This window comes from Thioalkalivibrio sp. XN8, from assembly GCF_011058255.1.
Lineage (GTDB): Bacteria > Pseudomonadota > Gammaproteobacteria > Steroidobacterales > XN24 > XN24.
On record NZ_JAALFH010000067.1, the window covers coordinates 423,282 to 435,839 of the forward strand.

Here is a 12,558-nt window from a genome sequence, read left to right on the forward strand (position 1 = left end):
GCGAGGCAATTGGATAGCGAAGCACTGGAAATCCGGCAGCACCTGGCGCGTTTTCCCCCGTTCGAGGGCCTGACGGACGCGCTGCTCGACCTGGTCGCCGAGAGCGTCGACGTCGCCTATTTCAAGGCCGGCAGCGAGATCCTCGAGCGCGAGCAGACGATCGATGCGCTGTATTACATTCGCAGCGGCGCGGTCGAGGTCTACCGGCGCGGCGGGGCCCTGCTCAACCGCCTCGAAGAGGGCGACATTTTCGGGCATTTCAGCCTGCTCCGGAATCATCGGGTCCACTTCCCGGTCAAGGCCATCGAAGACACGCTGGTCTACCTCGTGCCCGACGAGATATTCCGGCGCCTGGGGACCGAGGACGAACAGTTCGCCGACTTCGTGGAACTCGACCGGCCGCGGCTACAGTCAGCGGTCGAGAAGCGGGGCGGCGACGCGGGACTGGCGACCACGCGCGTCCGCAAGCTGATCAGCCGGCCGCCCGTGATGGTCGACGCGAGTGTCACCGTCCGGGACGCCGCCACCCGCATGACCGCCAGCCACGCTACCTCGGTGCTGGTGCTTGGTGAAGAAGATGGCAATCCCCGCTATGCCGTGACTGCGCCGGAGGGCACGCAGGCCTGCCTGCTTGGCGTGCTCACGGACGCCGATTTTCGCAGCCGGGTGGTGGCCGAGGGCAAGCCGCCGGAGACTCCGGTGAGCGAGATCGTGCAGGGACCGCCGACCACCATCCAGTCCGACGAAACCCTGCAGGAAGCGATGCTGTGCATGCTGCGGAACAACCTGCAGCACCTGCCGGTGCTCCACCGCCGCACGCCGGTGGGCGTGCTGCATATTTCCGACATCATCCGCCACCAGACCCACACCAGCCTGTACCTGGTGGAGCGCATTTTCAGCCAGGGCAGCCCGCAGGCGCTGGCCCGGCTGCTGCCGGACGTGCGTGAGGCCTTTGTCCGCATGGTGGAGGAAGGCGCTGATTCCCAGGTGATCGGCAGTGCCCTGTCCACCATCGGCCGCAGCTTCACCCGCCGCCTGCTGGAGCTCGGCGAGGCGGAGCTGGGTCCGCCGCCGGTGCCGTACTGCTTCATGGCGCTCGGCTCGATGGCACGCAACGAGCAGACCATCGTGACCGACCAGGACAATGCGCTGGTGCTGGACGACAGCTTCGATCCGGCCCGGCATGACGAGTACTTCGCCGCCCTGGGCCAGTTCGTGAGCGACGGCCTCGCGGCCTGTGGCTACAGCTATTGCACGGGCGGGATCATGGCCACCAACCGGGAATGGCGCCAGCCGTTGCGCGTCTGGCGCGAGTACTTCATCGACTGGATCGGCCAGCCGACCCCCGAGCGACTGCTCCACAGCTCGATCTTCTTCGACCTCGACAGCGTGAGCGGCGAGGAGGCTTTCGTCGTGGCGCTGCAGGACCTGGTGGCCGAGCGCGCACCGCGCAGCCCGCTGTTCCTCGCGGCGATGGCCCGCAACGCGGGCAACCGCACGCCGCCGCTCGGCTTCTTCCGCAATTTCGTGATGGAGAAGGACGGCAAGCAGAACAACACCATCAATGTGAAGCGTCGCGGCACCGCGCCCATGACGGACCTGATCCGGGTCCACGCGCTGGCCTGCGGCTCCACCGCCCAGAACTCCTTCGACCGGCTCAACGATATCGCCCGCACCGACCTGTTGCCCAGCGGCGTCAGCGACCGCATTCGCTATGCGCTGGAGTTGATCTCCATGCTGCGCATCCGTCACCAGGCCATCGACCTCCAGCGCGACCACCCGCCGACCAACAGCATCGAGCCGGAGAACATTTCACCCGCCGAGCGGCATAACCTGAAAGACGCCTTCCAGCTGCTCAGCGACGCCCAGAAGTTCCTCCAGTTCCGCTACCCGATCCCGGCCCGGCGGAGCTGATGCCGGCCGGCCCGCCGACAGGATGAGCGCCGCGCAATCCCCCGACTGGCTCGCCCGCATGCAACGCCAGGCAGCTGCAGCGCGGGATCCGCGGCTGCGGCGCTTCTACGAAGCCTGGCAGCTGCCAGGGAGCACGCCGCTGCGGGACGTGCCGCTGGCGGCGCTGGACCTCGAGACCACCGGGATGGACCCGCGGCGCCATTCCATCGTCAGTATCGGCATCGTGCCCTTCGACCTGGGCCGAATCCGGTTCTCGCAACGCCGCCACTGGATCGTGCGTCCGCGCTTTCCCCTGCAGGCGCTCTCGGTGACGCTGCACCACATCACGCACTCCGACCTGGCCGCGGCCCCGGATCTCGGCGAGGTGCTGGGAGACGTTCTCGACGCGCTCGCGGGGCGACTGCCGGTCGTGCACTACTATCCCATCGAGCGCGCCTTCCTCGATTCGGCGCTGCGCTTTCGCCTGGACGAGGGCATCGAGTTCCCGGTCATCGACACCATGCAACTGGAGGCCCGCTGGTACCGCCAGTCGCTGGGGGCGCGGTTGCGACACTGGCTGGGACGCCGGCCGGTGTCGATCCGCCTGCATGAGAGCCGGCTGCGCTACGGCCTTCCGGCCTACCAGCCGCACCATGCGGCGCTCGACGCGCTCGCCACGGCCGAGCTGCTCCAGGCCCAGGTGGCGGCGCGGTTCAGCCCGGATACGCCGGTCGAGGCCTTGTGGTGCTAGGGCGAACAGGGGGCGGCGCCGCGGCCGCCCCCGCCGCCTTCACCCCCGTGGCTCGCTCATCAATCCCTTGATGATGGCGTAGCAGCCCACCAGCAGCACGATCGTGAACGGCAGCCCGGTGGAGACCGCCATCGCCTGCAGCGCAACCAGCCCGCCACCCAGCAGCAGGGCGACGGCGATGCCGCCCTCGATGAAGGCCCAGAACACGCGCTGTGCCTTGGGCGCATCCACCTTGCCGCCGGCGGTGATGGTGTCGATCACCAGGGACCCGGAGTCCGAGGAGGTGATGAAGAACACGATCACCAGCACGATGCCGACGAAGGAGGTGATCTGGGTGAGCGGCAACTCGCTCAGCATCACGAACAGCTTGACCTCCAGGGCGGCTTCCTTCACACCCTCGAAACCGTAACTGATGAACTGGTCGATGGCGGTGCCGCCGAAGGCCGTCATCCACAGCACCGAGACCAACGAGGGCACGAGCAGGACGGCAATGAGGAACTCCCGCACCGTGCGCCCGCGGCTGACCCGGGCGATGAACATGCCGACGAAGGGCGACCAGCTGATCCACCAGGCCCAGTAGAAGGCCGTCCAGCCCTGGCTGAAGTTCGCGTCCTCCCGGCCGAAGGGATTGGACAGCGCAGGCAGGTTGGCGACATAGGCCCACAGGTTCCCGAAGAACCCGCTGAGGATAGCCAGCGTCGGGCCGACAATGAGCACGAACAGCAGCAGCACGAACGCCAGCACCATGTTGACTTCGGACAGCCTCTTCACGCCCTTGTCGACGCCGGCCACGATCGACAGGGTGGCGACCAGGGTGATGCCGAGAATCAGCAGCACCATGGTGACGTTGCCCCCGGGGAGCCCGAACAGGTAGCCCAGCCCGGCCGCCGCCTGCGAAGCGCCGATACCCAGCGAGGTCGCCAGCCCGAACAGCGTGGCGAACACGGCCAGCATATCGATGACGTGGCCCGGCCAGCCCCACACCCGCTCGCCCAGGATGGGATAGAAGATGGAGCGGATCGTCAGCGGGAGCCCCTTGTTGAAAGAAAACAAGGCGAGCGCCAGCGCGACCACCGCGTAAATGGCCCAGGGATGCAGGCCCCAATGGAAGATCGTGGCAGCCATGCCGAGCCGGCGCGCCGCTTCGGTGTCCCCGGCGGCGGCGCCCAGGGGCGCCCAGTCGGTACGGACACCGTTCTCCATGGTGACGCCTGCCAGTGCGGACTCGAAATGCGACATGGGCTCCGAGACGCCGTAGAACATCAGGCCGATGCCCATGCCCGCGGCGAACAGCATCGAGAACCAGCCGACGTAAGAGAAGTCCGGCGTGGCCTCGGTGCCGCCGATGCGCACCTTGCCCAGCGGGGAGAAGATGAGCCCCAGGCACAACACCACGAAGATGTTGCCGGCGAGGATGAAAAACCAGGCGAGGTTCCCAGTGAGCCAGTTCCGCATGGCGCCGAACAGCGGCTCGACCTCGTTCTGCAGGGCCAGGGTGAGAATCACGAAGAACAGCGTGACAAAGGCCGAGATCGCGAATACCTTGCCGTGAATGTCAAGCGTGATGCCGAGCGGCGACGCAGTGTAGTTGTCCTGGCCGATTACGTAATCGGTATCGATCAGCGTGGACTCGCCCTCGGGCGCGGGTACGCCTTCGCTGACCTCGGTCGGTTCGGGTGCTCCCTTGTGGTCGTTTTTCTCCACGGGGCCAACCTCCTTTTTTTAACTGTTGTGCGGCGGCCGCACGAGGAACACGGAAACGTCGGAGTGCTTGGCGACCTTGTCGCCATGCGAGGGCATGATGGCGTCTACCTTGTGGGGCAGGTGGGTAGCCATCAGCACCAGGTCAGCGCCGATCTCATCGGCGGTCTTGACCAGGATCTGCTCCAGGTCCGCCGTCGGATCGTGGCTGACGAGCACGCGGGAGCTGGCAGGCTGGCCATGGCGGCGGGCCTGCTCAGCGGCGAACGCGGCGAGCTTCTGCTCGTACTCCGCCGGGGTCCGGGCTACCGGGCCCGGCGTGTTGGCGGTGACGCTGACGTAACAGACTTCTGCATCGTAGTGCCGCGCCATGTCGGCTGCGACCTGGAGCGAGCGCTCGAGCGCATCCAGGTGAGCCAGGTCAACGGGAACCATGATCTTGCTGTACATGCCCGTGTACCTCCCTTTGGCTTTTTTTTGCTTGAAGATTTGGCGGCGCAGGGGACGCGCGCGACGGCACGCGAGAGATTGGGCTGCGCCTTTTCACCCTAACATCCTTGGCGCGCGACTGCGAATCGCCGGCTTGCCACGCTGGCCTGCGGGGGCATCCGGGGCCGATAATGCAGCCATTCGTTCACGCACACCGTCCCACGAGGAGCATTCTCACGGTGGCCAGCCACAGCACAGATGCCTTCGCCGGACTGGCCGTCGTGACCGCCCTGGCAACGGTGGCAACGCTGGTGCCGGGCATCCTGGCGCTGCTGCCGGCATTCGCCGGCGTCCCGCTGAGTCCGGTGCTCGTGGCCATCGTGCTCGGCCTGGCCTGCGCGGGCGCGGCGCGGACCCGGCCTTCGTGGGCGCCCGGCCTGCAACTGGCAGCGGGCCCGCTGCTCAAGTTTGCCGTCATGCTGATCGGGCTGCGGCTGTCGCTGGCGCAGCTGGGCGTACTGGGATTGCAGGCACTGCCGCTGGTGCTCGGCGCACTGGTCACGGGGCTGGGCCTCGCCCTGTGGCTTGGCCGCATGCTGGGTGTCGGCCGCAAGCTGACGGCGCTGGTGGCCGTTGGGTCTGCCATCTGCGGCGCTTCGGCGATTGCGGCCACGGCCCCGGCGCTCAGGCCCAGGCCGGAAGAGACAGCCTACGCGCTGGCCTGCGTGGCACTGTTCGGCCTGGCCGCGACGATCCTGTATCCCTGGCTCCTGCAGGCCTGGCTCGGCGACGCGCGGCTGGTCGGGCTGGTGCTCGGGGCGGCGGTGCACGACACGGCCCAGGTGACCGCGGCGGCAGTCCTGCACGAGCAGACTTTCGGCGCCGGCGAGACCGTGGCCGCGGCCACCGTCACCAAGCTGCTGCGCAACCTGACCATGATGATCGTGATTCCCTGGATCGTCTGGTGGGGCCTGCGGGGCGAAAAGCGAGACGGCGCCGAAACGCACTTCCCGCTCTTCGTGCTGGGTTTCATCGGCTTTGCCGCCCTGCGCAGCACCGGTGACTGGCTGGTGCCCGACGCCCCCTGGTGGCAATGGGTCATCAGCCTGGGTGGCGACGCCAGCGCTTTCCTTTTCGCCATGGCGATGGCCGCCATCGGCATGCAGATTCGCCTCGCCGCGCTGCGGGCGCTGGGCCCCAGGCCGGCACTGATCGCCTTGTTGACGGCGCTCGGTATGGGCGCGGTCGCGCTCGGCCTGGTGCGGCTGCTCGCCTGATGCCCCGACCGCCTACCAGGCGCCGGGCACGCCGGCAGTGGCCTGGTAACCGTAGTGGGCGCTGACGTAGCAGCTGTTGCCGGTAGGGAACCAGCGGGCGACAAGCACGACCGGGCCGGTCTCGACCAGGTGTTCGCGTGAAACCGGCTTGTGCTCGGCGCGTGCTCCGCCAGGCGGGCCGTAGTGGGCGATGAAGGGCGCGCCGAACCTGTCCCGCAGGGCGATGCAGGCCGCCTCGCCGGTGGCCTGCAACGGAGCATCGAGCGTGACCTCGATCTCGGCGATCCGGCCGGCGATAGCCATCCCCATGGCGCTCACCGGCAGGTCGGCGAGCCGGGCGCTGAAGCGCACCTCGTCCAGCCCGTTGCACCCCAGGCCGGCGAAAGCGGTTTCCGGCGCCGCAGCCATCGTGGCGGCCACGGTTTCCTGGTAGTCGCGGTCGAGGCGGAGCGGACCGATGCCCTCCGGGCCCATGGCCAGCAGCGGCTCGGGCTGCCGTGCACAGCCGCAAAGAAGAACGCTCGCCGCTGCCAGAGCGACGAGCGTTCGCAGGGGGACCCCGGGGCCCCGTCCCGTCACTTGGCCTTGATGACGCCGCAGGCGATCCGCGGGCCCGCGCCGCCGATCGGCTGCGTGATGTGATCGTCGCGGTTGATATGGATGACCAGCGCCGCGCCGTCCTCGTCGAGGATGGTCGCCCTGCCTTCGGCGCCGCCGAGCGAGGCCAGCGGCGTGAACATCTCGACCTTCACGCTGCCGTCATCGAGGACGATCAGGTTCGGCAGGTCGCCGGCGTCCGGGCCCTTGGGGTTCATCAGGCCATGTTCCTTGCCGTCGGGGTTGAGATGCCCCTTGGAGGCGACGAAGCCGGCGTCCGGATCCTCGCAGGTACCGACGCTATGGATGTGAATGGCCTTGGGCCCCGGCGGCAGCCCGTTCAGGTCCAGGTAAATGGCGACCCCGTTCGGGCCCTCGGTGAGCGAGGCGGTGCCAACCGACTTGCTCTCCTTGTCGATGAACGCCGCGGTGGCCTCCTTGACGCCGTGATTGTCAGCGCCGGCGGCCATGGCGAAGGTGGCACCCAAAGCCAGTAGTGAAAACCTGGTGAATCTCCTCATAGTCGCATCCTCGCGCTGTTATTGGTTTAGCAGAAACTGTTACAGGCTAATCCTTTCCGCGGCCGCTTGACAATAACCGGGGATTCGCCCGCCGCCCGCATCCGCTTATACTCCGGCGCTGGCCGTGCCGGGACCGGGGAGTGGAAATGAGCCAGCAGCAGCCGAGCAGGGGACAGTCCTTCACGCAATTCGTCGAGCGTGTCGGCCACAAGATCCCGGATCCTGTGATCATCTTCATGGCCTTCTATCCCTTGGCTTTTCTCGCCACGATCCTGCTGGGCGGCCATACCTTCGAGACCATCGGCGCCGGCGGCGAGCCGGTCGGCTACCAGATCCTGCCCATGTACCAGGCGGAGCATGTGCGCTGGATCTTCGACAACGCGCTGCTGCAGAACTGGCTGGCCTTCGGCAACGGCGTCCTCGCCGTGATCATGGTAGTGATGCTCGCGATCGGCGTGGCCGAGAACTCGGGCCTGTTCGCGGCGCTGATCAAGCGGGCCGGCACCCACATTCCGCAGCAATGGCTGCCGCTGCTGTTGATGTTTCTCGGCATCACCAGTTCGGTGGCGACCGACGCCGGCTACCTGGTGCTCATCCCGCTGGCAGGGCTGTTGTACGCCGGACTCGGCAAGAACCCGCTCATCGGCATGGCGGCCGCCTTCGCCGGCGTCTCCGCCGGCTTCAGCGCCAACCTGATTCCAGGCACGCCGATCGACGTGATCATCGGCATGAACGCCCAGGTCTTCGCCGAGTCGCAGGGCATCCCGTTCACCACTGCCGATGGTGCCCCGCTGCGCCCGGCGACCATGCACTACTGGTTCATCGCGACCTCGACCGTGGTGCTGGCGTTTACCGGCGCCTGGGTTACCCGGCGTTTCGTCGAGCCCAAGCTCGAGCATGCGCCCTTCGAGGTGCCGCCCGACATCAACCCGGGCGAGTTCGAGGTGGGGGAGGCCGAGCGGCGCGGGCTCAAGGCCGCCGGCTGGGGGCTCCTGGTCGCCGCCGCAGCCATTGGCGGACTTATCCTCGGTCCGCTCGGCGCTTACACCGACGAGTCCGGCCAGGAAGTGCTGCCGTTCCTCAACAACATCATCCTGCTGATCTCGCTGTTCTTCATCATCGAGGGGGTGTTCTTCGGCTACGCCTCGGGCAACTTCCGCGGCGTCGCGGACGTGGTCAAGGCGATGGTGAAGCAGATGAACACCATGGGCTACATCCTGGTGCTCACCTTCTTCAGCTACAACTTCCTCGGCCTGCTGCGCTACAGCGGGCTCGGTTCCTACATCACCTACCTTGGCGCCGAGGCGCTGGTGGGCTTGGGCCTGCAGGAATTCCCGGTGCTGCTGCTGATCGGCTTCGTCCTTACGACAGCCTTGATCAACCTGTTCATCGGCGGGCTGACTTCGAAATGGATGCTGCTCGGCCCGATCTTCGTGCCCATGCTGTATTTCGTGAATCCGGCGATGACGCCGGACCTGGTCGCCGCAGCCTTCCGCGTTGCGGACTCGGCGACCAACATCATCACCCCCATGATGGTGTATTCGGGCGTCATCCTTTCTTTCATGCGCAAGTACCGGCCGGGACTGGGCTTCGGCGACATGCTGCTGATCATGCTGCCGTATTCCGTGGTGTTCCTGGTGGTGTGGACAGCGTTGCTGGTGGCCTTTTTCGTCGTCGGCATTCCGCTGGGCTTCTGAGCGGCCCGGCATACGCAGGAGCCAGATCCGATTCACTCTGCAAGGAGACTGTGAAACATGCTTGGAGGACTGTCGCGAACGGCCTCGTTCACGCTCGGGACCATCGCCGTGATCGTCGCCACGGCAGCCATCGCGCTGCTCGGCAAGTCGATGATCGACGGTTCCAATCCCGAGGAACTGGATTTCTGGCACGCCGGTTACTACCGGGACGCCTCCATGGATCGCGTGTTCACCATCGGCTTCAATCCCGCGATCGGCAAGGCAGAGGTCTACGATTACGCGGGGCAGCTGATGCATAGCGCGGGGCATGTGACGACGGCCTATTTCTACCCTGCCGACAGCCGCATCCCCACCGGTGTCCTGGCGGGCGCCACCAGCATGGCGGAAGCGCGCCGGGCGATTGACCCCGCAACCGGGGCCAGCCCATGGCGTTACGCGGCGCGCAAGGACGAAAACCGGCAGCTGCGGGTGGTGGACTGCGAAGCGGAACCCGACGAGAGCCTGTGCGCCCCCTGAGCCCGCCCTCAGGGATTTAGTGCATCCGCGGCAACCTGCCTACTGCCAGCCGATCATCACGGCAACGACCAGCGTCACCGAGCCGGCCAGCATCAGCTTCAGCAGCAGCGGCAGGACGAACCGCAGCCAGCGGTCGTAGGGAATCCCGGCGATGCCGAGGATGCCCATCAGGACCGGGTTGGTCGGCACGATCATGTTGGCGAAGCCGTCGCCGAACTGGAAAGCCAGCACCGCGGTTTGCCGCGTGACGCCGACCAGGTCGCCGATGGGCGCCATCAGCGGCATGGTCACATAGGCCTGGCCCGAGCCCGACGGGATGAAGACGTTGATCACCGTCTGGATCAGCAGCATGCCGATCGCGGCGAATTCGGCGCCGAGCAGCTGCAGAGGGGCGGCGAGGGCGTTGACGATGGTGTGCAGGACCTGCCCGTCCTCGAGGATCAGCGCGATCGAGCGGGCGAAGCCGATCAGCAGCGCGGTGCCGGCCAGCTCGGCTGCGCCCTCAGCGAAGCGGCGGGCGGTGCCGTCGGCACCGAGACCCCCGACCAGGCCCGCAACCAGGGCCAGGCCGAGGAAGATGGCACTCAGCTCGAGGATGTACCACTTGGGCACTGCAATGCCGTAGACCATGAGCGCAAGTGTCGCCAGCGTCAGGACCGCGACCAGCTTGTGCCGGGCATCCAGGCCCGCGGGCAGTTCGACCGCGGCGTGCTGGGCAGTCTCGATGTCGTGGACGAGACTGTTGGCCGGATCCGCCTGCACCCGCCGTGCATAGGACCAGACATGGTGGACCCCGATTGCCAGGAAAGGCAGGAACAGCGCCAGGCGAAAGCCGAGCCCGGACGCGGGCGGCAGGCCGGCGACGTTCTGCGCCACCAGCACCGTAAAGGGGTTCAGCGCCGCCACGCCGTAGCCGATGCCATAACCGCAGACCATGATGCCGATCGCCGTGACCGTGTCCATGCGCATGGCGACGCACAGCGCGATCAGCACCAGCGTCAACGGGATGTACTCTTCCGCCACGCCGAGCGTTGCGGAGCCGGCGGCGAACACCGCCATGCCGGTCGCGATCAGCAGCCCGGGACGGCCGCCCACCCGGCGCAGCACGGCGCCCAGCAGGGCGTCGATGGTCCCGGTGGCGCGCAGCACGCTGATGGCGCCGCCGACGATGAGCACGAAGAAAATGATGTCCTGGGCGTCCGCGAGTGCACGCGGGACGACGGTGAGCAACTCCCAGGGCATCAGCGGACGCGCGTCGGGAATGACGGCAAAGGTCCCGGGGACCACGACTTCCCGCCCGGCCTCGTTAGTCGCGGTCTGGAACTGGCCGGCCGGCAGCAGCCAGGTTGCAACCAGGGCCAGCACCATCATGCCGAACAGCAGGACCAGGGTATGCGGAACGCGGATACTGCGCGGCATCTGGTTTCCTCGGGGATCGCGTAATCGGCGGCAGATGCTGACTTATTCGCGGTCCCAAGGCAACGCCGCCGGCGCGGCGACGGCGGCGGGGTCCCGGCTGACCCGCTGCGGGGGCCGCACGACGCGGCCGACGCGGCTATACTGCCGCCTTCGCGCAGAGGAGGCAGTTGATGAGCAGCCCGGAACCCGCACCAGAAAACGCGACCGTCAATCCCCGCATCGCGCGCATCCTCGACTGGATCGAGCGCGCCGGCAACAAGCTGCCCGACCCCGCGGTGCTGTTCCTGCTGGCGCTGGTAATCACCTGGGTCATTTCCGCCTTGCTGGCGCCGGTGTCGTTCTCTGCCATCGATCCCCGCAGCGGCGAGCCGGTGGTGATCCGGAACCTGCTCGCGGGGCAGGATTTCGTCGGCTTCCTGGCGCAGATGGTGCAGGTATTCGTGGCCTTCCCCCCGCTGGGCGTGGTGCTGGTGGCGATGCTGGGTATCGGCGTCGCGGAACATTCCGGCTTCATCAATGCCGCGCTGCGCGGGCTGCTGTCCTTCACCAGGCGCGGGCTACTGACGCCGATGGTGATCACGGTCGGCATCATCAGCCACACCGCGGTGGACGCCGGCTACGTGCTCGTGGTGCCGCTGGGCGGCGTGATTTTCTATGCCGCGGGGCGGCATCCCCTGGCCGGCATCGCCGCGGCCTTCGCCGGCGTGTCCGGCGGGTTCTCGGCCAATTTCGTGCCCTCGAGCGTGGATCCCATGCTCGCCGGCATCACCCAGGCCGGCGTCCAGGTCCTGGATTCGGAGCTGCTGATCAACCCGCTGAACAACTATTTCTTTACCGCAGTGTCGTCGCTGCTGATCATCGCTCTTGGCTGGTTCATCACCGACAAGGTGGTGGAGCCGCGCCTGCAGAATACGGAGCTCGACGGCGATCTCAGCGACCTGCCGAAGATGGAGTCTCTGGAGGCGGCGGAGCGCCGCGCGCTGCGCTGGGCGCTGGCTTCCATGGGACTGATGATCCTCGTGCTGGTGCTGACGTCGCTGCCGGCGGACTCGGTGTGGCGCAACGCCGAGGGCAAGCTCGCCGGATCAGGGTCGCCGCTGATGGGCTCGATCGTGCCGCTGATCTTCCTGTTGTTCGTCATCCCCGGCATCGTCTTCGGCTACGCCTCCGGCAAGTTCAAGAGCCATCGCGACGTCGTCCACGGCATGACCAAGGCCATGAGCGACATGGGTTACTACATGGTGATGGCGTTCTTCGCGGCCCAGTTCATCTATGCCTTCGGCCAGTCGAACCTGGGCCCGCTCATCGCCATCGAGGGCGCGAACTTCATTCGCGCCATGGGCATGCCCGCGCAGGTGACCCTGGTCGGGATCGTGCTGGTGACCGGTGTGGTCAACCTGCTGGTGGGCTCGGCCTCGGCCAAGTGGGCGCTGCTGGCGCCGATCCTGGTACCGATGCTGATGAGCCTCGGGATTTCCCCCGACCTGACGCAGGCCGCCTACCGTGTCGGCGACTCCACCACCAACATCATCACGCCGCTGATGCCGTATTTCCCGCTCATCGTGGTGTTCTGCCAACGCTACGTGACCAATGCCGGCATCGGCACGCTGGTCGCCATGATGCTGCCGTACTCGGTGGTGTTCCTGGTCGCCTGGACGGCGTTCCTGCTGATTTACTGGGCGCTGGGTATCCCGTTGGGCTTCCAGGCCTCCTATACCTACTGATCGCGGCCAGGGCCCGGTGGCTGCGCCACCGGG

11 protein-coding genes are annotated in these 12,558 nt (G+C 67.0%); 6 read left to right on the forward strand and 5 right to left on the reverse strand.

Going from position 1 to position 12,558, the window contains the following annotated elements:
* The first annotated feature begins 9 nt into the window (after positions 1-9).
* Positions 10-1,914 (forward strand): DUF294 nucleotidyltransferase-like domain-containing protein, encoded by a 1,905-nt coding sequence (locus G6N75_RS14160; RefSeq protein WP_165348999.1) that lies wholly within the window; start codon positions 10-12, stop codon positions 1,912-1,914.
* A gap of 22 nt (positions 1,915-1,936) precedes the next feature.
* Complete coding sequence (locus G6N75_RS14165; RefSeq protein WP_165349000.1) at positions 1,937-2,644, forward strand: 3'-5' exonuclease; 708 nt, start codon at positions 1,937-1,939, stop codon at positions 2,642-2,644.
* A 39-nt stretch (positions 2,645-2,683) separates the two neighbouring features.
* On the opposite strand, the gene G6N75_RS14170 is transcribed toward G6N75_RS14165, so the two are convergent.
* Both G6N75_RS14170 and G6N75_RS14175 read right to left on the reverse strand, forming a co-directional pair.
* Complete coding sequence (locus tag G6N75_RS14170; protein ID WP_165349001.1) at positions 2,684-4,348, reverse strand: BCCT family transporter; 1,665 nt, start codon at positions 4,346-4,348, stop codon at positions 2,684-2,686.
* Positions 4,349-4,366: 18 nt separating this feature from the next.
* A complete protein-coding gene (locus tag G6N75_RS14175) occupies positions 4,367-4,795 on the reverse strand; it encodes a universal stress protein (protein ID WP_165349002.1) in 429 nt (142 codons plus the stop codon).
* A 218-nt stretch (positions 4,796-5,013) separates the two neighbouring features.
* Here G6N75_RS14175 and G6N75_RS14180 point away from each other — a divergent pair, with 218 nt between their 5' ends.
* On the forward strand, positions 5,014-6,051 hold the full coding sequence (locus tag G6N75_RS14180; RefSeq protein ID WP_165349003.1) for a putative sulfate exporter family transporter: 1,038 nt from the start codon (positions 5,014-5,016) through the stop codon (positions 6,049-6,051).
* A gap of 12 nt (positions 6,052-6,063) precedes the next feature.
* On the opposite strand, the gene G6N75_RS14185 is transcribed toward G6N75_RS14180, so the two are convergent.
* Positions 6,064-6,525: a hypothetical protein gene (locus tag G6N75_RS14185; protein ID WP_165349004.1), complete on the reverse strand. Its 462-nt coding sequence runs from the start codon at positions 6,523-6,525 to the stop codon at positions 6,064-6,066.
* 101 nt (positions 6,526-6,626) lie between these two features.
* The gene (locus tag G6N75_RS14190; RefSeq protein ID WP_165349005.1) at positions 6,627-7,169 is read right to left on the reverse strand and encodes a superoxide dismutase family protein; all 543 of its coding nucleotides are present in this window, start codon (positions 7,167-7,169) and stop codon (positions 6,627-6,629) included.
* A gap of 146 nt (positions 7,170-7,315) precedes the next feature.
* Between G6N75_RS14190 and G6N75_RS14195 the strand changes: the two genes are divergently transcribed.
* Together G6N75_RS14195 and G6N75_RS14200 are read left to right on the forward strand one after the other, a co-directional pair.
* A complete protein-coding gene (locus G6N75_RS14195; protein ID WP_165349006.1) occupies positions 7,316-8,866 on the forward strand; it encodes an AbgT family transporter in 1,551 nt (516 codons plus the stop codon).
* 57 nt (positions 8,867-8,923) lie between these two features.
* A complete protein-coding gene (locus G6N75_RS14200; RefSeq protein WP_165349007.1) occupies positions 8,924-9,382 on the forward strand; it encodes a hypothetical protein in 459 nt (152 codons plus the stop codon).
* Positions 9,383-9,421: 39 nt separating this feature from the next.
* Here the strand turns inward: G6N75_RS14200 and G6N75_RS14205 are convergent, their stop codons facing one another.
* The gene (locus tag G6N75_RS14205; RefSeq protein WP_165349008.1) at positions 9,422-10,801 is read right to left on the reverse strand and encodes a TIGR00366 family protein; all 1,380 of its coding nucleotides are present in this window, start codon (positions 10,799-10,801) and stop codon (positions 9,422-9,424) included.
* A 170-nt stretch (positions 10,802-10,971) separates the two neighbouring features.
* On the opposite strand from G6N75_RS14205, the gene G6N75_RS14210 reads away from it, so the two are divergent.
* On the forward strand, positions 10,972-12,525 hold the full coding sequence (locus G6N75_RS14210; RefSeq protein ID WP_165349009.1) for an AbgT family transporter: 1,554 nt from the start codon (positions 10,972-10,974) through the stop codon (positions 12,523-12,525).
* Positions 12,526-12,558 lie beyond the last annotated feature (33 nt).

Excerpts from the sequence above, each read along its gene's own strand:
- G6N75_RS14165 (WP_165349000.1), top strand. The coding sequence starts at position 1,937 with ATGAGCGCCGCGCAATCCCCCGACTGGCTCGCCCGCATGCAACGCCAG.
- G6N75_RS14175 (WP_165349002.1), bottom strand. The coding sequence starts at position 4,795 with ATGTACAGCAAGATCATGGTTCCCGTTGACCTGGCTCACCTGGATGCG.
- G6N75_RS14185 (WP_165349004.1), bottom strand. The coding sequence starts at position 6,525 with ATGGGCCCGGAGGGCATCGGTCCGCTCCGCCTCGACCGCGACTACCAG.
- G6N75_RS14190 (WP_165349005.1), bottom strand. The coding sequence starts at position 7,169 with ATGAGGAGATTCACCAGGTTTTCACTACTGGCTTTGGGTGCCACCTTC.
- G6N75_RS14195 (WP_165349006.1), top strand. The coding sequence starts at position 7,316 with ATGAGCCAGCAGCAGCCGAGCAGGGGACAGTCCTTCACGCAATTCGTC.
- G6N75_RS14200 (WP_165349007.1), top strand. The coding sequence starts at position 8,924 with ATGCTTGGAGGACTGTCGCGAACGGCCTCGTTCACGCTCGGGACCATC.
- G6N75_RS14205 (WP_165349008.1), bottom strand. The coding sequence starts at position 10,801 with ATGCCGCGCAGTATCCGCGTTCCGCATACCCTGGTCCTGCTGTTCGGC.
- G6N75_RS14210 (WP_165349009.1), top strand. The coding sequence starts at position 10,972 with ATGAGCAGCCCGGAACCCGCACCAGAAAACGCGACCGTCAATCCCCGC.